The following is a 24166-nucleotide window of genomic DNA, read 5'->3' as shown; positions in this document are numbered from 1 at the left end:
ATCAAAGGCCATCGCCGTCACATTCCCATTCGCCGCCGCCAACACCCGCGTAATCGCAGCCGTCAACGTCGTCTTCCCATGGTCAATGTGACCCATCGTCCCCACATTCAAATGGGGCTTATTCCGCTCGAACTTCTCCTTGGCCATGAGATTCAACCCTTCAGTGCGTTACGTAATGGTGATGAGGACGGTAGTGCGGGATTCGACTTACTCGCCACGCACTCGCGCGACGATCTCTTCTTGTACTGATGCCGGCGTCTGTTGGTAGCTGCCGAAATGCATGGAGTAACTGGCTCGCCCCTGGGTACGGGACCGGAGATCAGTGGAATAGCCGAACATCTCCGAGAGCGGAACCTGGGCTCGCACGATCTGGCTGTTACCGCGCTGTTCCATTCCGCCCACCTGACCGCGGCGGGAGTTGAGGTCGCCAATGACGTCGCCCATGTACTCGTCGGGCGTCACCACCTCCACGGACATGATCGGCTCCAGGAGCACGGGCTTGGCCTTGCGGAGAGCTTCCTTGAAAGCCATGGCGCCCGCAATCTTGAAGGCCATCTCCGAAGAGTCCACGTCGTGGTACTTGCCGTCGGTGAGCACCGCTCGCAAATCCACAGTGGGATAGCCCGCCAGCACCCCGGCATCAAGCGACTGCTGAATACCGGCGTCGACCGAGGGGATGTATTCCTTGGGCACCCGACCGCCGGTGATCTTGTCCACGAACTCGTACCCACCCCCAGGACCAGTCGGCTCGAGGTCGATGGTGACCTCGGCGAACTGACCCTTACCGCCGGTCTGCTTCTTGTGGGTGTAGGTGTGCTTGGTGACCGTTTGGGTGATGGTTTCCCGGTAGGCCACCTGCGGCTTGCCGACGGTCGCGTCTACATGGAACTCGCGAAGCATCCGGTCGACGATCACCTCGAGGTGAAGTTCGCCCATGCCCGAGATCACGGTCTGCCCGGTGTCTTCGTCGGTGCGCACCCGGAAGGTGGGGTCTTCCTCCGAGAGACTGAAGAGGGCCTTGCCCATCTTGTCTTGGTCCACCTTCGTCTTCGGCTCCACAGCCACATGGATTACCGGCTCGGGAAACTCCAGGTTCTCGAGCACGATCTCGGCCCCCGGAGCGGCAAGGGTGTCGCCGGTGCGAGTGTTCTTGAAGCCGATACCGGCCGCGATGTCTCCGGTGAACACGGCGTCGATGTCCTCCCGGCTGTTGGCGTGCATCTGCAGGATGCGCCCGATGCGCTCCTTGTTGCTATGGGTGGTGTTCACCACCGTGCCGCCCTTCTCCAACATGCCGGAGTACACGCGGAAGTACACCAGTTTCCCCACGTGGGGGTCGGTCATGATTTTGAAGGCCAGCGCCGAGAACGGCTCGCTGTCGGAGGGCTTGCGTTCGAGTTCCTCGTCGCCCTTCACGTTCATTCCCTTAGTCGGTGGCAAGTCCACCGGGCTGGGGAGGTAGTCCACCACCGCGTCGAGTAGCGGTTGCACGCCCTTGTTCTTGAACGCCGTACCGTTGAGGATTGGCACGATTTCGCCCGAGATGGTGCCGGCCCGAAGGGCGGAGCGGAGGTCCTCGACGGTGATCTCTTCCTCCGCCACGAACTTCTCCAGGATGTTCTCGTCGAAACTGGAAAGCACGTCGATCAGCGCCGAGCGGTATTCATCGGCCTGGCCTCGGAGGTCCTCGGGGATCTCTTCGACCTCCCACTTTGCGCCGAGTTCTTCGTCGTACCAGACCAGCGCCTCCATGGTGACGAGGTCGATCAGGCCCTTGTAGTTGCCCTCGGCGCCGATGGGCAGTTGGATCACCGCGACGTTGGCCCCCAGACGATCCTTGATCGACTCCAACGCGCTAAAAAAGTCCGCACCGAGGCGGTCCATCTTGTTGATGAAGCACATACGGGGGACGCCGTACTTGTTGGCCTGCCGCCAGACCTCTTCGGTCTGCGGTTCCACCCCTGCCACCCCATCGAAGACCGCTACCGCGCCGTCGAGCACCCGCAGCGAACGCTCCACCTCCACGGTGAAGTCCACGTGGCCAGGGGTGTCGATGATGTTGATGTTGTGATCGCGCCACTGACAGGTGGTGGCGGCGGAGGTAATGGTGATGCCCCGTTCCTGCTCCTGCGCCATCCAGTCCATGACCGCGGCACCTTCGTGGACCTCACCGATCTTGTAACTCTTGCCGGTGTAATAGAGGATCCGCTCGGTCGTGGTGGTCTTGCCCGCGTCGATGTGAGCCATGATCCCGATGTTGCGAACTTTGTCGAGGGAGTGGGAGCGCTGTTGGTCTGCCATATCGTTCTCTCGCTACATGCGAACGACCGGGCCGGGCCCGGTCGTTCAGGGGAGGCACCCGGGGGCACTCCCCCCGGTGAATTGGGGGTCTGATCCGCTACCAGCGGTAGTGGGCGAAGGCCTTGTTGGATTCGGCCATCTTGTGCATGTCCTCACGACGCTTCACGGCGGCACCGATGCCGTTGCTGGCGTCGAGCAACTCGTTGGCGAGGCGGTCCGCCATGGTCTTCTCCCGACGCTGGCGGGAGTACCCCACCACCCAACGGATGGCCAGGGTGTTGGCCCGACGGGGCTTGACCTCAATGGGAACCTGGTACGTGGCCCCACCGACGCGGCGGCTCTTGACCTCAAGTTGCGGTTTGATGTTCTCGATGGCTCGCTTCAACGTGGCCGTGGGCTCAGTGCCGGTTTTCTCCTCGATGGTGGCGAGGGCGTCGTACACGATCTTTTCGGCCGTAGAGCGTTTCCCACGCACGAGCACCTTGTTCACGATTTGGGTGACGAGCAACGACCGGTAGATCGGGTCGGGCATCAGTTCACGGCGGGGGGCGGGACCCTTGCGCGGCATTAGAAGTTCACCTCAAGGTGGATCGGCTGGGCCACGACAACAGACACTCCACTCCGAACTGGCGGGCGACGCTCACTCACGGCTAGCTCTCCTTCTTGGCGCCGTAGCGACTACGGGCCTGCTTGCGATCCTTCACACCGGAGGTGTCAAGGGTGCCGCGGATGACCTTGTACCGCACACCGGGAAGGTCCTTCACGCGACCACCGCGCACCAGCACGATGGAGTGCTCCTGGAGGTTGTGGCCCTCGCCGGGGATGTAGGCGGTAACTTCCTGGCCGCTCGACAGGCGCACACGGGCGACCTTGCGGAGGGCGGAGTTGGGCTTCCTGGGGGTGTGGGTGAACACGCGGGTGCACACGCCGCGCCGCTGCGGCGCGCCCTTGAGGGCCGGCGTTTTGGCCTTGGTGGGTTTGGACTGCCGGCCCTTGCGGACTAGCTGTTGGATGGTGGGCACTCAAACCTCGCGAACGATGAAGACTTCAGGACTTCGAAACGGCACGACGGGCCCGCAGGGCGCGCTAGTACCGAAGGCCAACTCTACGGGTCCACCCGATCGATGGGCAAACCGTGGGGTTTCGAAGAATCCGAGGGAGCGGGGCCAGCGGAGCGCAGGGATCCCGTCGAAGCGTCAACTAACGGTAAGCCCCGCCCGCATCCCCTGGCGATAATGATCGGGAAGATTACAGATCACCACGTAGTTGCCGGCCGCCAGCTCCACTTCGAGCTTGTCGCCCGAACCAACTTTGATGTCTTCGACCTCATCAATCAACCCCAAGGCGTCGCTTTCGAGTACATCACCCTCGGCGTCGATCGGGAGGTCGGTGGGAGCCAGGTCGGTCTTAAAGACCACAAACTCGTGCACGGAAGGACCCTTGTTGTCCAAATCGAAGGTAACTTCGCCGCGCGAGACCAGGTCTTTGCTCAGGTCAATCACGAAGTCGGATAGCCCGACGTCGACAGTTCGCGATGATTCGCCGTTACCGGTGCTGCCACAGCCCGCCACGAGCGCCATGGCCACAACCACTCCAAGCGCTGCTGCTGCTCCACGCATCAAATGTTCTCCTCGTATTGGGGCACCCAGAAAGCATTGAAATCCTCAAGCATTCAGTAATCTACCCGGGGACCCACGGGGATGTCGGCTCATTCGCACCCACCACGCGTTGGTGCCCCGGACCAAGGCCCGGGGCACCAACGTTGCTCGTCTAACTGCAGACGATTTTGCGTCAGCCGGCCTGCTCGCCCTCGCCGCCGATGCTGACCACCTCAGCGTCGGGCGCTCCCACGGCGGTGTTGCCGTAACTCTCCTTGAGCCACTCCGCGATGTCCTGCTCGTCGTCGCTATCGGATGACCAGTAGTCCAGCGGTTTGTAGTCCGGGGCCGATGTCTCGATGTCCTTGTACCCAGAGCTTCCGGTACCGGCGGGGATCAACTTGCCGATAATGATGTTCTCCTTCAACCCAAGGAGGTTGTCGGACTTGGACTCAATCGCCGCCTCGGTAAGCACTCGGGTGGTCTCCTGGAAGGAGGCCGCCGAGAGCCACGAGTCCGTGGCCAGTGAAGCCTTGGTGATACCCATCATCTCGGGACGACCTTCGGCGGGCGTGAGGCCCTCCTGCACGAGTTGACGGTTGGTGTCGGCGTAGACCTTCTGATCAACCCGCTCCCCCGGCAGAAACGGGCTGTCGCCCGGCTCTTGCACTCCGACCCGCTTGGTCATCTGTCGCACGATGAGCTCAATGTGCTTGTCGTGGATAGATACGCCCTGCTCGCGGTACACCTTTTGCACCTCGCCGACGAGATACTGCTGGGTCTCACGAACACCCTTGATCTCCAGCAGCTCCTTGGGGTCACGGGGACCCTCCACAATCGGCTCACCGGCGGTGATCTCCTGGCCATCGGTGACCTCAAGTTTCGAGATACCCGGCACCGTGTAGCTGTCTTCGGTGCCGTCGTCGCTGACCACCGTGATGACCCGACCCTTGCCCTCGTCGTCGGCAATGCGCACAAGCCCCGAGGTGCGGGACAGCGTTGCCTTGCCCTTCGGAGAACGAGCCTCGAAGAGTTCCACCACGCGGGGCAGACCACCGGCGATATCGGCACCACCGGCCACACCACCGGTGTGGAAGGTACGCATGGTGAGCTGGGTGCCGGGTTCCCCGATGGACTGGGCGGCGATCACGCCAACCGCTTCCCCCATCTCGATGGCTTTGCCGGTGGCCAATGAGCGGCCGTAACAGGCGGCACACACACCGAGGTCACACTGACAGGTAAGCGGTGAACGCACCCGAATACGGTTGACCTTGGGATCTTCCTCCAGCGCCACCAAATCGTCTTCCGTGATCATGTGCCCAGCCGCTAGCACCTTGCCGCCAGTCAACTTCACGTCGACCGACAGGGTGCGACCAAAGATGCGGGTCTCGAGGTGGCTTCGCTTGCCGGCTTCGTCGGGGACGATGTCCTCGGCCCACAAGCCCCGCACCGGATCGCCTTCTCGCTGGCAGTCGTCCTCGCGGATAATCAGTTCCTGGGCCACGTCCACCAATCGGCGGGTGAGATAGCCCGAGTCGGCCGTCCGCAGGGCGGTATCGACGAGACCCTTGCGAGCCCCTGGGGTGGAGATGAAGTACTCCAACATCGAGAGGCCTTCCCGGAAGTTGCTCTTGATCGGCCGGGGGATCATGTCGCCCCGGGGGTTGGCCACCAGGCCACGCATACCGGCGATCTGGCGCACCTGCATCATGTTTCCGCGTGCACCCGATCCCACCATCATGTCGATGGGGTTGAACTGCTTGGAGGAAAGAGCCTCTTCCATGGCGTTCTTCACCAGTTCAGTGGCGGTGGTCCAAATCTCCACCTCCTTCTGGCGACGCTCTCCGTCGGTGATGATGCCTCGGCGGAACTGCTGCTCCACCTTGTCGGCCTGCTTCTCGTGCTCGTCGAGGATGCCGCGTTTCTCCTTCGGCGTGGTGACGTCGTCGATGGAGATGGTGAGACCCGAACGAGTGGCGTAGGCGAAGCACAGGTCTTTGATGGCGTCGAGACTCCCCGCCACCTCGGCCTTGGTGTGCTCGTTGGCCAGGCGGTCGACAATCTCGCCCATCTGCTTCTTCTTCACCGTCTCGGCGATACGGGGGAAGTTCACCGGCAGACATTCATCGAAGAGGAACCGGCCCAGGGTGCCCTCACGGCGCGAAGGACCGTCGGCCTCGGGCTCGAGGTCACGCAGGTTGATCCGAGCGTGGAGCGAGATGTCACCCTTCTCGTAGGCCTTGAGCGCCTCGGCGATCGTGCCGAAGGAACGCCCCTCGCCCGGGTCGCCATCTACTGTCTCGGTGAGGTAGTAGGCGCCGATAATCATGTCCTGGGTAGGTGTAACGAGGGGACGGCCGTGGGCCGGCGAGAGGATGTTGTTGGCGCTGAGCATGAGGACCCGGGCCTCGGCCTGTGCTTCGGCGGACAGCGGCAGATGCACCGCCATCTGATCGCCGTCGAAGTCGGCGTTGAAGGCGGTGCACACCAGCGGGTGGATTTGGATGGCCTTGCCCTCCACCAGTACCGGCTCAAACGCCTGGATGCCCAGGCGATGGAGCGTGGGGGCCCGGTTGAGGAGCACGGGGTGCTCTTTGATGACGTCTTCCAGCACATCCCAAACTGGGAGGCGCCGACGCTCCACCATGCGCTTGGCCGACTTGATGTTCTGCGCCAGTTCACGGTCCACGAGCGCCTTCATCACAAAGGGCTTGAAGAGTTCAAGGGCCATCAGCTTGGGCAGGCCGCACTGGTGGATCTTTAGGGTCGGGCCAACCACGATGACCGACCGGCCCGAGTAGTCGACGCGCTTGCCGAGCAGGTTCTGGCGGAACCGGCCCTGCTTGCCCTTGAGCATGTCCGAGAGCGACTTCAGGGGGCGGTTTCCGGGGCCAGTGACGGGCCGACCGCGACGTCCATTGTCGAACAGGGCGTCGACGGCCTCCTGCAGCATGCGCTTCTCGTTGTTGACGATGATCGTCGGCGCCCCGAGGTCGAGCAGTCGCTTGAGGCGGTTGTTCCGGTTGATGACCCGACGGTAGAGATCGTTGAGATCAGAAGTGGCAAAGCGCCCACCATCGAGTTGCACCATCGGGCGCAGTTCGGGCGGGATGACCGGCACCACATCCAGGATCATGGCGCCGGGATCGTTGACCCGCTTGCCGGCCTCATTGCGCTTGTTGAACGAGGTCACGATCTTGAGACGCTTGATTGCTTTTTGCTTACGCTGTGCCGAGAGCGGACGCTGACCTTCGGGAGGATCGATGGCGACCTTGAGCTTCTCTTCCTCCACGTCGAGGTCAAGGCGGTTGATGAGCGCCTTGAGCGACTCGGCCCCCATACCCCCCTCGAAGTAGTCGCCGTAACGGTCCACGAGTTCATGCCAGAGCGCTTCGTCTTCGAGGATCTTGCGGGCGAAAAGGTCGATGAACTCGTCCCACACCCTCACCAGCATGTCGAGTTCGGTTTCGTAGGTCTCCCGGATCGCCGCCACCTCTTTTTCGGCGGCCTTGTGGCGAGAGCGCACGTCGGCGTCTTTGGCGCCGGCCTTCTCCATCCCTTCAACCTCAACCTCGAGCTCGGTGAAACGAGCGTTGATTTTCTGATCGCGCTCCTTCTCAATCGCCTCGCGCTCGGCCAGCATTTCCTTTTCGAGATCGGGACGATCGGCATCCCGCTTCTCCTCGTCCACCCAGGTCACGAGGTTGGCGGCGAAGTAGATCACCTTTTCCATCTGCTTGGCCTTCAACTCCTCGCGCGCCTCGGTACCCATGAGGAGGTAGGTCAACCACGATCGGGTTCCCCGGAGGTACCAGATGTGCACAACGGGAGCGGCCAACTCAATATGGCCCATGCGCTCGCGCCGAACCTTCGAACGGGTGACCTCCACGCCGCAGCGCTCGCAGATGATTCCCTTGAAACGCACCCGCTTGTACTTACCGCAGTAGCACTCCCAGTCTTTGGTGGGACCGAAGATCTTCTCGCAGAAGAGCCCGTCCTTCTCTGGCTTGAGGGTGCGGTAATTGATGGTTTCGGGCTTCTTGACCTCACCGTTGGACCACGTGCGGATCGAATCCGCCGTGGCCAGGCCGATGCGAAGCTGGCTGAAGTTATTGACATCGAGCATTAGAAACGCGCTCCTTCACGACGGCGTTCGTCTTCGTCATCACTGCCACGCTCGGGGCGGGACAAGTCGATGCCCAGTTCCTCGGCGGTGCGGAAGATGTCTTCGTCAAGCTCCCGCATCTCGATTTCCTCACCCGTCTGGGCGAGGACCTCGACATTGAGGCAGAGGGCCTGCATCTCCTTGATGAGCACCTTGAAGCTTTCAGGAATACCCGGCTCGGGGATGTTCTCGCCCTTCACAATGGCTTCGTACACCTTGACTCGGCCCAGCACATCGTCGGATTTGATGGTGAGCAACTCCTGCAGGCAGTAAGCGGCGCCGTAGGCCTCCAGGGCCCACACCTCCATCTCGCCAAAACGCTGGCCACCGAACTGGGCCTTACCGCCGAGTGGCTGCTGGGTGATCATCGAGTAGGGGCCCGTGGAACGAGCGTGGATCTTGTCGTCCACGAGGTGAGCCAGTTTCAGGATGTAGACGTAGCCAACCGTGATCGGGTTGTCGTAGGCCTCGCCGGTGCGACCGCTATAGAGCGTGGTCTTGCCGTCGTTCTGAATGAGCCGGCCCCCCTCGCCATACTCGGAGTACTGCGACTCCGGGCTGAGGTTCTCGAAGATCGTTTGGATCGTCGGGTGCTTCCCGGCTTGTTCATCTTCGTCCCAGTGGGCTCCGTCGAATACCGGCGTGGCCACCAGCGTGGCGGCGGGAGTCTTGGTGCGGGTCTTGGCCTCAGTGCCGCGGTAGGCGGGATCGCCTACCTGCTCACCGTTCACGTCCCAGCCCCACCGGGCGGCGTAGCCGAGGTGGGCCTCGAGAACCTGACCCACGTTCATCCGAGACGGAACGCCCAGTGGGTTGAGGATGATGTCCACCGGCGTGCCATCGGCGAGGAAGGGCAGGTCCTCGATCGGGAGGATCCGGGAGATAACACCCTTGTTGCCGTGGCGACCAGCCAACTTGTCGCCCACGCTGATCTTGCGTTTCTGACCAACGTAGACCCGGACGAGTTGGTTCACGCCCGGGGGCAACTCATCGCCGTCGTCGCGACTGAAGACCTTGACATCGATCACCTTGCCGGTTTCGCCGTGGGGCACTTTGAGGCTGGTGTCGCGCACCTCGCGAGCCTTCTCGCCGAAGATGGCGCGCAGGAGTCGCTCTTCGGGAGTGAGTTCAGTCTCGCCCTTCGGCGTGACCTTCCCCACCAGGACATCTCCCGGTCCTACCTCGGCCCCCACCCGAATGATGCCCCGTTCATCAAGGTCTTTCAGGATCTCCTCGGAGAGGTTCGGGATGTCCCGGGTGATCTCTTCGGGCCCAAGTTTCGTGTCGCGGGCATCGATCTCGTGCTCGTGGATATGAATCGAGGTGAGCACGTCGTCTTTGACCAGACGCTCCGAGAGGATGATGGCGTCCTCGAAGTTGTAGCCCTCCCATGGCATGAAGGCCACGAGCAGGTTCTTACCCAGGGCCAGTTCGCCGTTGTCGGTCGACGGCCCCTCGGCGAGGACGTCGCCCTTTTTGAAGGTATCGCCCTCCTTGATCAGCGGCTTCTGGTTGATGCAGGTGTCCTGGTTCGATCGCTCGAACTTGAGGAGCTTGAACACCTTCTTCCCGCTCGTCTTGTACTCGACGGTGATGAGATCTCCCGAGCAGCCGGTAACCACGCCGTCTTCCTGGGCGATGATCATGTCGGCTGCGTCACGCGCCGCCCGGGCCTCGATGCCGGTACCGATGTACGGCGCCTCGGCCCGCACCAGGGGTACGGCCTGGCGCTGCATGTTGGCCCCCATCAGGGCGCGGTTGGCATCGTCGTGTTCGAGGAACGGGATCAGGGCAGTGGCCACCGAGACGATCTGCTTCGGCGAGACGTCCATGAGCTGCACTTCGGCCGGCGGCACCGCCGAGATCTCGGTGGTAGCGGCGAAGTACGTATCGCGTTCGAGCTGGAGGCGCAGGTTCTCGAGGGTGGCTGCCTGGGGTGACCGGCGTACCAAAATCCGCTCGTTCTTGAAGGTGTGGTCGGGATGGAGTGGCTCGTTGGCCTGGGCTACGACGTAGTCCTCTTCTTCATCCGCCGTAAGCCAGATGATGTCGTCGGTGACCTTGCCGTTCCGCACGTGGCGGTAGGGCGACTCGATAAACCCGAACGGGTTCACTCGGGCATAGGTGGAAAGCGCCCCGATGAGGCCGATGTTGGGCCCTTCGGGGGTTTCGATCGGACACATGCGGCCGTAATGGGAGAAGTGAACGTCTCGCACCTCGAACCCGGCTCGTTCCCGCGAGAGGCCGCCGGGGCCAAGGGCGGAGAGGCGACGGCGGTGGGTAAGACCCGACAGCGGGTTCACCTGGTCCATGAACTGGGAGAGCTGGCTCGTGCCGAAGAACTCCTTGATCGACGCCACCACGGGACGGATGTTGATGAGCGTCTGAGGCGTGATGGCCTCCACGTCTTGGGTGGTCATGCGCTCGCGCACTACCCGCTCCATCCGAGACAGGCCGATACGCACCTGGTTTTGGATCAGCTCGCCGACCGAGCGGATGCGGCGGTTGGCGAAGTGGTCTTGATCGTCGAGGCGGTAGCCCGGCTCGGCGTTGACCAGGTGAAGAAGGTACGAGCACGCCGCCAACACCTCGCAGCGCGAGAGCACCGGCTGGCCCTCGACGGGGCGATCCAGGAACGGCACGCCGTCCTCGTCGGCACCGTTGAGCATCGGGAACAACTCGGCAAGCTGTTCGATCTCGTTGCGCAGCTTCTTATCCAGCTTGTAACGGCCAACCCGGCTGAGGTCGTAGCGACGGTTCTGGAAGAAGGCGTTATCGAAATAGGCCCGAGCCGACTCAACCGACGGCGGCTCGCCGGGGCGAGCGCGCTTATAGATCTCTACCAGCGATTCTTCGCGAGTCACGGCCAACTCACGGTCCTTTTCCCACTGCCCCTCGAGGAAGTCGAAGTGACGGACAAAGGCATCCATGAAGCCCGGGCAACGGTCTTCGCCGTAGCCCAGCGCCCGCATCAGCATAAAGATCGACAAACGACGCTTGCGAGCCACTCGAGTGCCAGCGGTAACGTCCTTGCCGGGCTTTTGTTCGACGTCAAACTCAATCCACTCGCCCCGGTAGGGGTGAACGGTGCCCTTCACGAGCTGATACTTGGTGAGATTGCGCAAGCGGTATCGCTCGCCGGGCTCGAAGATCACCCCCGGTGAACGGACGAGCTGCGACACCACAACGCGCTCAGTCCCGTTGATCACGAAGGTGCCCTTGTCGGTCATCATCGGGAAGTCCCCCATGAATACCGTCTGCTCCTTGATCTCACCGGTGGCCGCATTGATGAAGCGGGCCCGGACAAAAATCGGAGCGGAGAAGGTCATGTCCTTCTCCTTGCACTCCTCCACGCTGAACTTGGGCGGGGGACGCAGGTCCTCGTCGTCGGGATCAAACTCAAGCTCCAACTGGAGCGTCTCAGTGAAGTCCTTGATCGGCGAGATGTCGCGGAAGGTCTCCTTGAGGCCCTTCTGCAGGAACCATTCGAAACTGTCACGCTGGACCGAGATCAAGTCCGGTAGGGATAGGGCTTCGTCAATGTTCGCGAACGAGTAACGATCGCGCATGGTCGTGCGTGCAGGCAACGCGTCTCCCCTGGCTCAGGTGGGCGGCAAGCCGTGTCATGGACCCGCTGGATCGTCACAAAGGAACGACAAATCGAGCGACCAGGGCTACGGCTCTGCCAATCCTAAGGATCCGGGCTGCTGGAGGCAATTCGGCGCACAGCGGTGCTACCGAGGAGGGCCTTGACGGAAGAACCGTACGACAGCCCCGGACACTGGTCAAGGTTTTTCTTGCCTAAAAGTAGATAATCTGACAAAGTAATCTACTTTCTTCTGTCAAGAAAGGTAGATTTGTGGCCATACGAAAAACGGCACTCCTTCTCGACGATGATCTCGTGGCGCAGGCGAAGGAAATCCTCGGAACCGCCACCACCACCGAGACGCTCGCCGAGGCCTTACGAGAAGTGATCCGAATGCGGGGACGGGCCCGTCACTTCGAGCGACTCCGCCGACGCGAGGGCATCGATGTTGACGACGGCGAGGCCCGAGAGGGCCCGGGGGGGGATCTTGGCCACCCACCTCGCTGATACGAGCGTGCTCATCCGCCTCCACCAAGACGACGTAGCCGTGCGGGCCGAATCGATGTTTATCAGCGGCCGTATCGCCACCTGCGCCATCGTGGATCTCGAACTACTGCACTACGCTAGAGCCGCCGGCGAGCATGAACAGATCCGCCTTGAGCGCCAGTTTCTCCCCCGCACCCCCATCACCGAAGCGGGCATGGAGCGAGCCGTGGACGTCCAGGGCTTGCTGGCGGCCCACGGGCAACACCGGGACATCCCGATACGCGATCTCATGATCGCGGCGACCGCCGAACAATCCGGGCTCGTTCTGCTGCACTACCACCAGGCCTTCGACATCATCGCCGCCATCACCCGCCAGCCCACCGAATGGGTGGTGCCACCCGGGAGCGTGCCCTGACCGGTGGTGTCGCCCCACCACCCGGGCGCGAGGAAGGCCCGCCCCACGGGGCGGGCCTTCCGGCCCAGGGTCAGAGGCGGTGGGCTACTTGAGCTCTACCGAACCACCGGCCGCCTCGAGGGATGCCTTTGCCTTCTCGGCGTCTTCCTTCGATACCTTCTCCAGGATCGCGTTGGGCGCACCATCCACGAGATCCTTGGCCTCCTTGAGCCCGAGGTTCGTCAGGGCACGCACCTCCTTGATGACCTGGATCTTCTTGTCGCCCGCCGCCGTCAGGACGACGTCGAACTCATCCTGCTCTTCTTCGGCTTCGGCGGGGGCACCAGCGGCCGCGGGGCCCGCTACCGCCATAGGAGCGGCGGCGGTCACGCCGAACTTCTCCTCGAAGTCCTTGAGAAGCTCGGAAAGCTCCAGGACGGTCATGGTGGCAATGGAATCGAGAATGTCTTCTTTGGTGGTCATGGTGCTCACTCCTCCGTAGTGGTGTCGTCGGCGACGGGCTCCTCGGTGGGAACCTCCTCGGCAACGACAGTGTCGTCAGTGGTATCAACCGCCTCGGCGGGCTCCTCAGAGGGAACCTCCTCCGTGGTGGTGGGATCAGCGGCGGCCTCGGCCGAATCGGCTTCGGCAGCCACCGCAGGCATGGCATCAGCAGGTTCGTCGGCCGGTGCATCCGGTACGCCCCCCTGCTTGTCGATGAGGGCCTTGAGGCCATAGGCAAAGTTGCGGGGTAGGGCTTCGAGCAAGCCGGCCAGTTGCACCATGGGTGCGGCCAGCGCGCCAGCGAACTTGGCCAGTAGCACCTCGCGGGGCTCCACCTCGGCCAAAGCCTTCGCCTCATCAGCGGTGAGGGGCTGCGCGCCCAGCAGGCCACCCTTCACAATGAGGTTCGCGTTGGTCTTAGCGAAGTCGCGCAGGGCCTTAGCCACGTCGACCGCATCGCCGGGAGTGCCATCAGGCTTCTCGGTGATGAAGGCGATCGCGGTGGGGCCGGTGAGCAGGTCCTCTAGCTCCAAGCCCAGGTCACGGGCGGCAAGGGCGACGAGCGTGTTCTTGTAGATCTTGTAGTCGCCACCGACCAACCGCAGCGCACGGCGCAAGTCGCTGATCGCGGTTACGTCGAGCCCTCGATACTCGGTGAGTAGGGCGGCACTGGCGGAATCCAGGCGCTCACGCACCTCATCCACCACGGCAACCTTTTCCGGTCTCGGGTTCTCCATCGACACCTCCTCTCGTTGTCTCGTGGCTCGCGCTAGGCACGGGCACTACGAGTGAGACCTCGAGGTGTCCGCCTCGTCAGGCGGGACCGGAGTCCCTTTGAGCCCCGAGGAGCACCGGATGTCTGTGGCGAGCAATCTGTTGTTGAACACGACAGACTAATCGACCGAGGAACCGGCGGCCAAATACTGCCTAACCCACCACCCGAGGCGGCTCCCCCCATGCACGGACAGGCCAGCATCCGAAAACGAGCCGCCGCCCTGGTCGCCGTGGTCCTCGCCGCCGCCAGCCTGGCCGGTTGCAACGGCCGAGGTGGGTCTGGGCTCTGGCAGCGCGAACGCGCGCCAGTGGTGATGACCGGAAGCCAGGTGCCTTCCTTCGCCACCAAGACCCCTGGCAGCATCGTGGCGTTCAGATGGAACTCGGAGGAGCGGGGGTGGGAGCAAGTACCGGTTCAGGTTGACGAGCGGCATACCGAGTTCCTCACCAAACTCCGCAACGGTTCCGGCACCAGCGGCCCGACCACCCTCGCCTACTCCGACCCGGCGGCCCATGCCGGCTCCGACCCAGTCGCCACCCTGGATTCGAATGACGAAATCACTTTCATGGCTATAGACGCCGGGGGGGAGGCGCCCCGCAGTGCGCCGGCGCCCGCCGGGGTGGTCGCCGCTTCGGGCCTCCGCGTGGCGGTGACCGACCCGCTGTCCCCGACAGACTCCACCCGTGGGTGGGGCGTGGGCTTCCTGTACCTGTTCGAGCGGGCCACCCCCACACTGTTGCCAGCCGCTGGCCGCGACTACGTGCATTACACCTTCGCCCCGGCCGACCCCACCGGGCATGTTGAGAACTCCACCGTCTTCACCGATCGCTACACAACACACTTCTCCGCCCGGTGGACGAGAGACGGCCTCTGGCTCGGCGACGGACCCGACATTCTCGATCGACACCGCAATCTCTTCGCGGTCGGCAACTGTGTCCGTAACGAAGACACCTTCTCCGCCGGGGTGGGCGGCTTTGCCACCAACGTCAACGGCCCGGTGCGCGTCATCCGTTCGTACCTCGGAGCCAACAGCGGCACCTACGCCCAACGAGAGCACATCTTCTACCGAGGTGTCGAGCGGGTACAGACGACGCTGCGCGTGCATGCCATTCCGGGGATCTTGGACTTCTACGATTACAGCGCCGCCGCTATCGGTATGGAGTACTCGAATTCCTCTAACCCCGCGGGGGTGACCATCGACGGGGTGTCCGACATCATCGGCAGCGCGTTGCCTACGTGGGAGGCCGTCGCCGGCGTCCAGGGCACGATGGTGTCGGCGAGCACTCTGGAAACCGACATCGTCGGGCTCACACCAGGGACCTACTACCTCGACGACGCCACCCCTCCAGCCACGCAGTGCACGGGAGATGGGCACGAGTACGGGGCCAGTGGCATGGCCATCACCAGCGGGATAGCCAACACCGATCCCACGCTCGGCGCCTTCAGCAACTTCCTGGGCACCCGCTGGAACGTCTACGCGCCGGGAACGGAATCTCTCGACATCGACCGCGAGGTAGCCAACTTGGCCACCCCGGTCACCGTGGCGGTGACCCAATTCGTAGCGGGCTCCTGACGCGCCGGGCCCTCAGGCGTCGCTGTCGAGGACCTTCAGCCGGTTGGTGTCGATCTTCACGCTCGGCCCCATGGTGGGCGACAGCGAGATCTTGCGAAGGTACCGGCCCTTGGCCGAGGCGGGCTTGACCCGCTGAATCTCGTCAAGCACCGCCCGAAAGTTCAGGTTCAGGGCGCCAAGTTCGAAACTAACCTTACCGATGGGAACCTGAACGTTGCCGTAACGGTCGGTTCGGTACTCCACCTTGCCGCCCTTGAACTCGCCTACGGCCTTCGCCACATCGGTGGTGACGGTACCGGTCTTCGGGTTCGGCATCAGCCCGCGAGGACCGAGTACCCGTCCCAGTTTGCCCACCAGGGGCATGAGATCAGGGGTGGCGATGGCCACGTCGAAATCGAGCATGCCGCCCTCCACCAGAGCGGCTAGGTCGTCCCCACCCACATGATCCGCCCCAGCCGCACGAGCCTGGTCGGCCGCCTCGCCATTGGCGAACACCGCCACCCGTACGTTCTTGCCAGTGCCGGAGGGAAGCGCCACCGTGCCCCGCACAATCTGGTCGGCCTTTCGGGGATCGACCCCGAGGCGGATGGTCAATTCGATCGACTCGTCGAACGAAGCCGTTCCCAGCCCCTTCGCCAGTTCGACGGCCTCGGCCGGGGTGAACAGCTGGTCGGGATCGAATCGCTTCGCTGCGTCTGTGTACTTCTTACCCTTCGCCATCACTGGCTCCCTCTGGTTGAGCGGCCGCTGGATGAGGTTGTCTCAGTCGCGCCGGTTGCATGGACAAGGTGGCGGGCTGCGACCCACCTCCTGCACTACTTGACTTGGATACCCATCGAGCGGGCTGTACCGACCACCTGCAGTTTTGCCGCGGCCAGATCGTTGGCATTGAGGTCGGGCAACTTGATGTTGGCGATCTCTGTGACCTGCGCATCGGTGATCGAACCCACTACCTCTTTGCCCGGGTTCACCGCTGCCTTGTCGAGACCCGCGGCTTGGCGGATCAGCACCGGGGTGGGCGGGGTCTTGAGGACAAAGGTGAATGAACGATCCTCGAACACCGTGATGTCGACCGGCACGATCGTGCCTCGCTGGGCTTCGGTGGCGGCGTTATAGGCCTTGCAGAAATCCATGATCGCCACGCCGTGGGGTCCCAGGGCGGTGCCCACTGGGGGCGCGGGGGTGGCTTGACCGGCGGGGATCTGGATCTTGACGACAGCCAGGACCTTCTTCTTGGCCATGGGGCCGACTCCTTGGGATCACGAGCGATGTTGCCCTATGGGGGCCGGGGGTCAAGTGTGGTCGCGAACAGGGGTGCAGCGCCAATGGCACCCCTTGGCGCTAAAGCTTGGCGACCTGGGAGAAGTCCAGTTCGACAGGGGTTTCCCGGCCAAAGATGTTCACCAACACCTTCACCTTGAGCTGATCTTCGTTGAGTTCGATGACCTCGCCGGAGAAATCGGCGAACGGTCCTTCCTTGACCCGCACCGTCTCGCCCAGTTCGTACTGCGACCGCGGCTTCGCTCGCTTCTCCACCTCATCAGGTGTCTCGGTAGAGACCGAGAGAAAGCTCTCCACGTCCTTACGGGGCAAGGAGGAGGGCTTGGCCCCCTGGCCAACGAAGCCGGTTACCCCGGGCGTGTTACGGATCACGTACCAACTGTCGTCATCCAACTCGCACCGGACGAGGAGGTAGCCGGGGAACATCTTCTTCTGGACGACAACTTTCTTGCCGTTCTTGAAATCAGCCACATCTTCCATCGGGATCACGACCTCGTGGATGCGCTCCTCCATGTTCATGGACGATGTGCGAGCCTCAAGGTTCTGCTTGACCTTCTTCTCATACCCCGACTGCGTGTGGACCACATACCAGCGGCCCGGCCGGTCGAAGGGAGACTCCGGCGGCAACGCTTCCGCAGCCTCCTGTAGGAGGTCCTCGCCGTCGATCACCCCCGTGGGGCGACCTTCGCCGGAGTCGTCGTTGGAGATCGGGTCAGTAATGTAGGCGCTCATCGTGAGAACAACTTCAGTATGAGGTCGCCGAACCCGTAGTCGAGGACGGCAACGTAGGCGGTTAGGAGGACCACCGCGACAAGCACGATGATTGAATAATTAACGACCTCTGGTCGGGTGGGCCAGGCCACCTTACGGAGTTCTCCCCGTACCTCACGCACGAACTGCGGCGGGCTGGTGCGCTCGGCTTTGGGGCGGGGGGGCGCGGGTGTCCCGCGCCGCCGGGCCTTCGGCTCGCCATCGGCGTCTAGTTGCCCCTTCTTCTGGAGCAAGCGCTTTTGCTGTCGGTTCATCGCCATTAACGTGGAAGTTCCTGAGGTGAGAGAAGAGCAGGGCAGGAGGGACTCGAACCCCCAACCTGCGGTTTTGGAGACCGCTGCTCTGCCAGTTGAGCTACTGCCCTTTGGGGGTCGCTTTCCTCTAGCGTAGGCCCTCGCCCGGTCGATCCGCCAGCCGCAAGGGCGGGGGCGGTCAGAGCAGGGGCATCAAATCCAACTCCGTGACCGCCCGATCAAAGCGTTCCAGCATGGCGATCGCCAAGTCGCTCTGACGGGGATCCGTCACATCCATCCCCCGCCATGCCACCACGGGGTAAGCCAAACAAAACAAGGCGGCAACCCGATACTGCTCCCAGCAATCGGAGAGATCCGCCACGGGGACGCCGGCCCCTTCGAGGCCAGCGATCCAGCGGCCGAACAGTGCCTGTTCATGGCCCGAGGCATCAGCCGCCGTGATGCTCTGAGTGATGAAATAGGCCAGGTCGTACGCCCCGTGACCGGTGCCCACCAACTGGAAGTCCAGGGCCACGACCGATCCGGCACCGTCGAAGAGAAGGTTGTCGGCCCGAAAATCGCCGTGGATCATCGTGGTCGGCGCGACGGCCAGGACGTCGAGCAGTCGGGGCATCGCTGCGACCCAGCGCGGCCCCACCGCTTGGATGGCCGACGGAATCTCCACCTCACCCATGAGTTTGTTCCAGCCCTCGTCAAATACCAGCGGGAGCACCGCCTTGTAGATCTCGTCACCCAGGCTCAGGGTGAGGCCGTCCCGGGCAAGGTCGTCGGCCTGGCGCCACCAGGTGGCATGCCATCGCGCCAGACCATCGATGGCTCGCTCCGCATCGGGGATTCCCATGCCAACCACCTGATCCACCGCTCGAAGGTGACCAACATCTTCCATTACCAACACAAACTGGCTCGTCTCGGGGTCGATCTCGGCATGGTGGCAGCGCGGCACTCGGATCGGGGTCTGATGGGCCAACTCGAGAAAGAACTGTGTCTCCCGCAGGTACATCCGCAGCATGGTGGAGGTAAAGACGGCCGCCGGATCCAAGGCGGGAAGTTTCACCACCACTGTCTCCGGGCTGCCCGCACCGCGCAGGTGGACCCGGTAGACGGCGCTGCTCACGCCGATCCCCACCCCGATCTGTTCCGGGGTGGCCGCCTCGATGTCCCAGCCGGTGGTTTCGGTCAACCAGGCGGAGGTCACCTCGTCAATGGTGGTGGGCATCTTGGCCATGATCATCTCCCCGATCCGAGGTGCATGGTGCACCGGACCGGGGAGACGATAGGCCGCCAACCAATCAGTCGTCTTGCGCCGTCAACTCCCGACGGCCACGACCACTCCTGAGCAGGATCGCCCCGCCCAGCAGCAACAACAACGCCGCTTCGACCGAACGGGCCAAGGCCCCACCCGTACGAGGCAGAGCCGTGGCCGGATCTACCGGCACGATGACGACGTCCTGCACCACCGCGATTTCCACGGTGTCGCTGGCCGTCACCGACTTGCCGAGGATGTCCTCACCCTCGGCCGTGCCCACATTCACTCTGGAAGCATTGGACACCACGTCGGTGAGCGTGAACGTAGCGGACTCGCCAACCGCCAGTTCGGCGATCACGCCCACCGGGCCCAGGACATCATCCACCACATCTACGGCGAAGAGGGTGGTGTCACCCGTGTTGGTCACCACATAGGTGAACGTCACGGTCTGACCCGCTTCCGGCAGCAAATCATCAACTGACTTGTCGATATCTATCACCGGGTTGATCAGATCAACCTCATGATCAGCGGTGGCCTCCGTGGAGCGATCCCGCTCATCAACACCCACCACCGTCGCCGTATTAGGCAGCGGATCCGGGTCGGCATCGCTGATCACCCGAGTGCACTCATACCCCCACGTCTCCCCCGGGGCCAAGGTCCCATCGCCGTCACCATTACTCACCCGCACCAACGTGCCTTCGTCGCAGTTCGGATCCGACAGGTTCACGGTCACCAGCTCCACCTCACCGGTGTTGGTAACCGCAAAGGAATAGGCGATCTCATCACCACGATGAGCCAACGCAGGCCCGTCTTTCTCCAGGGCGATAGCCAACGGGCACACAACCTCGGTGGAGGCCTCCGCCGAATCCCCCGCACCATTGCTCAACGAGACCGTGGCCTCGTTGTCATACTGCCCACACACCTCCGGTATCGCCGAGGTGTCCGCCACGATATGCACCGTAAAGGATCCCCCCGCTGGCAAGCCGACCGGCCCACAGGTGAGGACATCCAACTCATCGATGCGACAGTTCGCAGCCTCGGAGCTCGACGCAATCGTCCATTCCACACCATCCGGCAGTGGATCATGCAACGTCACGGCCCGAGCCATGCCGGGACCATCATTGGACACCACCATCGTGAAACCAATGTCCGAACCCGCATCCACCACAGCACCATCAGCCACCTTGGTGATGGCGATATCAGGACACTGCACCTCCACGCGGGCGAACGCTGACTCCTCAGCAGCGTTGGTGGCATCAGCAACCGCCGTGTTATCCAGCGTCGCCGGCGAGCAAACCTCACCCGAGGGTTGGGTACCACTCACCACGTGCACGGTGAACGAACCACCCGACGCCAAGTCCTTCGGACCGCACGCCAGCACCTGACTCCCCGGATTTCCGGTCACCCCACAGGAAGCATCACCACTGTCAATGGCCCAACTGATCCCATCACCATCCGGCAGTGGATCATGCAACGTCACGGCCCGAGCCTTGCCGGGACCATCATTGGACACCACCATCGTGAAACCAATGTCCGAACCCGCATCCACCACAGCATCATCAGCCACCTTGGTGATGGCGATGCCGGGGTCGAGGATGTCGACGGTGAAGATGTCGAAGGCCTCGACCCGGCGACCCACGTCGTCAAACCCCGCCGCTTGGGCCCGGTTCGGCAACGGATCCGGGTCTGCACCCGTCACCACATGCGAGCACTTCCAGATGAAGCGGTCACCCAAGCTGAGGAACCCATCCTCTGCTCCGGTTGAATCCGTCGCGTCGAACGCCGGAAGGGCGTCACAAATGTCCGCGTAGGTCACCCCGCCCAACGAACCCGACCATTCAGCCAAGGAAACGTTATGCAAGCGTGGCCCGGTGGTGGTGACTTTAAAGGTGTAGTTCACGGTGTCACCGATGCTGGCGCTGTCTTTGTCGCCCACCTTGTCCAGGACGATGTTCAGGGGACTGAGCGGGTTGTCATAGGTGACCGCCACCCTCTCGCCAGCCGTGGTGATCGTCACGGAGGGTGAGCTGCCCACAACAATCCCACTGGGCCCACTCGGGTTCAGTGTTTCCACGATCTGGTAGGTGCCGAGCTCCATCGAAGAGATGGTGCATCTACCACTTCCAGCCACGATGGTGCAGGTGGCATCGACCCCGGCCGGGTGCGTCTTGGAAGTTATACCGTTCTGCTGCAGCGTGAAGATGATGCCGTCGAGGTCGGCCATGTTGCCGGGGATCACCTGCTCGCCCGGATCGAGAAGGCCGTCGTGGTCGTTGTCGTTGAAGAGCCGCTTGGTGATCGTGACATTGCCGACCGGCACGCCATTCACAAAGGGCGCATTCGAGAGGTCGAGCGTCGTGCCCGGAGGAATATCTGATGCGTGGACCTCACGGATCTCCGAGGAGGGAAGAAGCCCCGGCGGCGGAGTGATCTCCGTGATCCAGTAGTTCGTGTTCGCCGGGACCGGGCCCAGCGTGCAGGTACCGTTTTGACTACTGGTCGTGCAGGTGGTGACCGCCGTGCCAGTGGCTACGTCATCGGTCTGGCTGGCCACCGCAGAGGCCTTGGCCAGGGTGTTGTAGAGACCGTAGGTCGCTCCGGCTTTGAACAACGGCGGGGTGGAGTTGTCCACCTTCTTGATCTTGATGTTGGCGAGCGCCGCATTGACCAAGGACGATTCGCCCGTGTCGTTGCAGCTACCTGACACGGCCGAGTTACCCGTTTTGGTTTGCGGGTTGTAATCCCCGCTGTAGGAGGCCACCCACCGGTAGGTACCCACCAAGGTGGGGGTGAACGACGCCGAGGTATACGCCCCGTTGCCCAGCACCGCCTTGGTAGTGGTGAAGATCGGGCTTCCCGAGCAGGTGGCGTTATCCGGACCGTAGAGCTTGAAGGTGATAGTGCCAGTGGCGGCGGGGGCCGTGGAGGCCCCCGACAGGTTGGCCACATCATGGATCGCCGTGCCCAGGTTCACGGGCCCACTTGCCGTGGTGGAGAGCGTCGGCACCTTCAGTTCAAAGCAACCATTGCCCAGCGGAGTCTGATCGTTCTTCTCAACCGAGTTGTCTTTGTTGTATTTGCTAGGCGCGACAGCGGCGGCGATGAGATCATCTGACTTCACGCCGTTGGAGCCGTGCCCCGCGAAGTGCAGGTCGTAGGTGACCACGCACACGGAGAAACTGCTCTGGCTGGACGGGTACACGTGCGTCATCGGGCCCCACTGACCCGTGTTGTAGGACCCGTTGTACACACCACACCGGGGCGGGTTGGGACCGGCGTAGTAGTGCACCGAATTATCAGGCGGGTTCAAGCCAGTCCCCGTCGACCCCACGAAGATACCCGTGTTGTTCAAGTTGTTGCCGGGCTGGGCGGGGTCATTCCAATCAACGGCCCACCCAACCCCGAAACGATCGTTGTTGCAATCGGTCGAGTGTGTGGTCCACGCCCAAGCGCCGCTCAGCGTGAGCGTCCTGTTACCCGAGATCGGATCAACAGCCACCGAGGCCGAGAACGGCAAGGTTGGATCAGGTGCATCAGCCGCCGCCTTGATGGCAAACATGGCCGAGAGCAACGCCGCCAAGATGACAAGCACACTCGCTTTGCGGGTCCAACCGACCGAGACAGCGTTATCCATCACTTCGCCTCCACAGCGTTCGTAGTGATGAGGTCGGTTTCACGCTCGCTCCACCCGGGGCATTCGTGACCACATTCGCCCAGGGTTTCAATGCATCCCCACTGTGCGTGATGATCACGCACAGTGGTAATCATAAAGTGGCCGGTGCACCGGCACAAGATGGTGCATCTCGCCCCACGCACGAAAAGCCCTAAAATTGGCGCTTGTGTCGCTAGGTCAAACGACCCCTTTTTGGGGACGCCAGCGCCACAACTCCCCTTCAGCTCGCGGCGCGAACCTTCCGAGCCCTCGAGGCAAACACGATGGCCCCGGCGGCCCCAGCCGCAGTGGCGGCCGCCAAACCGCCGAGATAAGCCGCCTTATGGCCATGGATCATCGAACGGATGGCCCGTCGCTCGCCGGCCGCCTCCAGATTCGCCAACACGTCGGCGAGAAGTCCAGGAGCTGGCTCGAACACCTCGGTACGCATGGCCCGCATGGCCCGTAGCACCCTGCGGTACTGCACGAGCTCGGCCTGACACCGCAGGCAACGTTCGACATGACGGCGTTCGCTCCGGTCGAGTAGGACCGAGCCGTCGGCAGTGCCGGCTAAATCGTCCGCAAGGTCTTCACACTGCATGAGCAGCCTCCTCTAAACGAGGGGGGAACAAGTCCTCCCGTAACTTCTTACGAGCTCGATGAAGACGCACCTTGGCAGCAGTCTCGGAAATCCCGAGTTCTGCCGCGATGTCCTCATGGGGCAAGTCATAAATGTCACGCAGCACAATGACCTGGCGAAGTTTGGGAGGCAGCGCCGCCAACGCGATGCCGAGGCGTTCGCGCAATGCACCCGCATCTGCCTGGAGTTGAGGATCAGACGACGGGTGATCATCGGCGATCGGCTCGCTCTCGGAGAGTTCCTCGTGCCGATGCTTATTGCGCTTCCCCAGGTGGGTGTTGGCGCAGTTGGCCGTGATTCGGTACATCCAGGTAGAGAACTGGGCATCGCCCCGAAAACCCTTGAGGCCACGGAACGCACGAAGGTAGGCATCCTGCACCACGTCTCTCGCGTCCTCCTCGTTCCCCGTCAAGCGAAGCGCGAGCGTGTACGAGTCGGCGTAGGTGACCCGGACTAACTCGTCGAATGCCGCTCGGTCGCCCCCGCAAGCGGCAGCTACTAAGTCGGCCACTTCGTGTGGCATCAGCGGTTCGACTCCTCTCGGGCCCAGTGGGTTACGGAAAAGCCTCAAAGCCTACCGACCGCCCCAGTCCTGGGGCAGCCAGGAGGCTAACGGGTCTCCTTGTGGACCGTATGCTCCCGGTCCCACCGGCAGTACTTCTTCATCTCGACACGCTCACGATCATTCACCTTGTTCTTGGTGGTGATGTAATTGCGGCGCTTACACGTCGTGCACTCGAGGGTGACGGCGATGCGTTTTGCTCCGGCCTTGGCCATGGTTGTCTCTTTCCGCTACTTGATGATCTTGGTGACGCGACCGGCGCCCACGGTACGGCCACCCTCACGGATAGCAAACCGCAGGCCCTCGTCCATCGCAATCGGATGAATCAACTCCACATGCATCACCGTGTTATCACCCGGCATGCACATCTCCGTACCC

Annotated in this window: 22 protein-coding genes, 1 tRNA gene and 1 riboswitch; of the genes, 3 read left to right on the top strand and 20 right to left on the bottom strand. The window is 62.7% G+C overall.

Annotated features, from left to right (window positions below):
• From tuf to EXQ71_12080, 7 genes are all read right to left on the bottom strand, one after another.
• The coding region (gene tuf, locus EXQ71_12110) for an elongation factor Tu (protein ID MSO88241.1) at positions 1 to 147 on the bottom strand (147 nt) is incomplete at its 3' end.
• A gap of 60 nt (positions 148 to 207) precedes the next feature.
• Positions 208 to 2301, bottom strand: a complete 2094-nt coding sequence (gene fusA, locus EXQ71_12105; GenBank protein ID MSO88240.1) for an elongation factor G — start codon at positions 2299 to 2301, stop codon at positions 208 to 210.
• 97 nt (positions 2302 to 2398) lie between these two features.
• Positions 2399 to 2869: a 30S ribosomal protein S7 gene (locus EXQ71_12100; GenBank protein ID MSO88239.1), complete on the bottom strand. Its 471-nt coding sequence runs from the start codon at positions 2867 to 2869 to the stop codon at positions 2399 to 2401.
• 82 nt (positions 2870 to 2951) lie between these two features.
• Positions 2952 to 3323 (bottom strand): 30S ribosomal protein S12, encoded by a 372-nt coding sequence (locus EXQ71_12095; GenBank protein MSO88238.1) that lies wholly within the window; start codon positions 3321 to 3323, stop codon positions 2952 to 2954.
• A gap of 174 nt (positions 3324 to 3497) precedes the next feature.
• Entirely contained in the window at positions 3498 to 3920 is a 423-nt protein-coding gene (locus EXQ71_12090; GenBank protein ID MSO88237.1) for a hypothetical protein, read from the bottom strand.
• 172 nt (positions 3921 to 4092) lie between these two features.
• A complete protein-coding gene (locus EXQ71_12085; protein MSO88236.1) occupies positions 4093 to 8025 on the bottom strand; it encodes a DNA-directed RNA polymerase subunit beta' in 3933 nt (1310 codons plus the stop codon).
• Complete coding sequence (locus tag EXQ71_12080; protein ID MSO88235.1) at positions 8025 to 11633, bottom strand: DNA-directed RNA polymerase subunit beta; 3609 nt, start codon at positions 11631 to 11633, stop codon at positions 8025 to 8027. Before EXQ71_12080 ends, EXQ71_12085 begins: the two co-directional genes overlap by 1 nt.
• Before the next feature lie 290 nt (positions 11634 to 11923).
• Between EXQ71_12080 and EXQ71_12075 the strand changes: the two genes are divergently transcribed.
• Both EXQ71_12075 and EXQ71_12070 read left to right on the top strand, forming a co-directional pair.
• Positions 11924 to 12157: a type II toxin-antitoxin system VapB family antitoxin gene (locus EXQ71_12075; GenBank protein MSO88234.1), complete on the top strand. Its 234-nt coding sequence runs from the start codon at positions 11924 to 11926 to the stop codon at positions 12155 to 12157.
• Positions 12096 to 12551: a PIN domain-containing protein gene (locus tag EXQ71_12070; GenBank protein ID MSO88233.1), complete on the top strand. Its 456-nt coding sequence runs from the start codon at positions 12096 to 12098 to the stop codon at positions 12549 to 12551. The genes EXQ71_12075 and EXQ71_12070 overlap by 62 nt, the downstream gene beginning before the upstream one ends.
• An 84-nt stretch (positions 12552 to 12635) precedes the next feature.
• Here EXQ71_12070 and EXQ71_12065 read toward each other — a convergent pair whose 3' ends face one another.
• Positions 12636 to 13013, bottom strand: a complete 378-nt coding sequence (locus tag EXQ71_12065; GenBank protein ID MSO88232.1) for a 50S ribosomal protein L7/L12 — start codon at positions 13011 to 13013, stop codon at positions 12636 to 12638.
• Between the two features lie 5 nt (positions 13014 to 13018).
• Positions 13019 to 13771: a 50S ribosomal protein L10 gene (locus EXQ71_12060; GenBank protein ID MSO88231.1), complete on the bottom strand. Its 753-nt coding sequence runs from the start codon at positions 13769 to 13771 to the stop codon at positions 13019 to 13021.
• Positions 13772 to 13990: 219 nt separating this feature from the next.
• Between EXQ71_12060 and EXQ71_12055 the strand changes: the two genes are divergently transcribed.
• Positions 13991 to 15382, top strand: a complete 1392-nt coding sequence (locus tag EXQ71_12055) for a hypothetical protein (GenBank protein ID MSO88230.1) — start codon at positions 13991 to 13993, stop codon at positions 15380 to 15382.
• 12 nt (positions 15383 to 15394) lie between these two features.
• On the opposite strand, the gene EXQ71_12050 is transcribed toward EXQ71_12055, so the two are convergent.
• The 11 genes from EXQ71_12050 to EXQ71_12000 all read right to left on the bottom strand — a co-directional run.
• On the bottom strand, positions 15395 to 16102 hold the full coding sequence (locus tag EXQ71_12050; GenBank protein ID MSO88229.1) for a 50S ribosomal protein L1: 708 nt from the start codon (positions 16100 to 16102) through the stop codon (positions 15395 to 15397).
• A 95-nt stretch (positions 16103 to 16197) separates the two neighbouring features.
• Positions 16198 to 16623, bottom strand: a complete 426-nt coding sequence (rplK, locus tag EXQ71_12045) for a 50S ribosomal protein L11 (GenBank protein MSO88228.1) — start codon at positions 16621 to 16623, stop codon at positions 16198 to 16200.
• A gap of 100 nt (positions 16624 to 16723) precedes the next feature.
• Positions 16724 to 17395: a transcription termination/antitermination factor NusG gene (gene nusG, locus EXQ71_12040; GenBank protein MSO88227.1), complete on the bottom strand. Its 672-nt coding sequence runs from the start codon at positions 17393 to 17395 to the stop codon at positions 16724 to 16726.
• Entirely contained in the window at positions 17392 to 17688 is a 297-nt protein-coding gene (gene secE / locus EXQ71_12035; protein MSO88226.1) for a preprotein translocase subunit SecE, read from the bottom strand. The genes nusG and secE overlap by 4 nt, the downstream gene beginning before the upstream one ends.
• A gap of 37 nt (positions 17689 to 17725) precedes the next feature.
• Positions 17726 to 17798 (bottom strand) — tRNA-Trp (locus EXQ71_12030).
• A gap of 68 nt (positions 17799 to 17866) precedes the next feature.
• Positions 17867 to 18919 (bottom strand): hypothetical protein, encoded by a 1053-nt coding sequence (locus EXQ71_12025; GenBank protein ID MSO88225.1) that lies wholly within the window; start codon positions 18917 to 18919, stop codon positions 17867 to 17869.
• 58 nt (positions 18920 to 18977) lie between these two features.
• Positions 18978 to 22568: a DUF11 domain-containing protein gene (locus EXQ71_12020; GenBank protein ID MSO88224.1), complete on the bottom strand. Its 3591-nt coding sequence runs from the start codon at positions 22566 to 22568 to the stop codon at positions 18978 to 18980.
• A gap of 22 nt (positions 22569 to 22590) precedes the next feature.
• Positions 22591 to 22672: riboswitch (cyclic di-GMP riboswitch) on the bottom strand.
• Between the two features lie 155 nt (positions 22673 to 22827).
• Positions 22828 to 23187 carry a hypothetical protein gene (locus EXQ71_12015; GenBank protein ID MSO88223.1) on the bottom strand — a complete coding sequence of 120 codons (360 nt, stop codon included), beginning with the start codon at positions 23185 to 23187 and terminating at the stop codon, positions 22828 to 22830.
• Complete coding sequence (locus EXQ71_12010) at positions 23177 to 23749, bottom strand: RNA polymerase sigma factor (GenBank protein MSO88222.1); 573 nt, start codon at positions 23747 to 23749, stop codon at positions 23177 to 23179. The genes EXQ71_12015 and EXQ71_12010 overlap by 11 nt, the downstream gene beginning before the upstream one ends.
• Before the next feature lie 86 nt (positions 23750 to 23835).
• The gene (rpmG, locus tag EXQ71_12005; protein ID MSO88221.1) at positions 23836 to 24003 is read right to left on the bottom strand and encodes a 50S ribosomal protein L33; all 168 of its coding nucleotides are present in this window, start codon (positions 24001 to 24003) and stop codon (positions 23836 to 23838) included.
• 15 nt (positions 24004 to 24018) lie between these two features.
• Positions 24019 to 24166 (bottom strand): elongation factor Tu (locus EXQ71_12000; GenBank protein ID MSO88220.1); only part of this gene is annotated, 148 nt, incomplete at its 5' end.

The sequence above is a fragment of the Acidimicrobiia bacterium genome (genome assembly GCA_009694375.1).
Lineage (GTDB): Bacteria > Actinomycetota > Acidimicrobiia > Acidimicrobiales > VFJN01 > VFJN01.
This window is presented reverse-complemented; position numbering and strand designations above follow the sequence as displayed.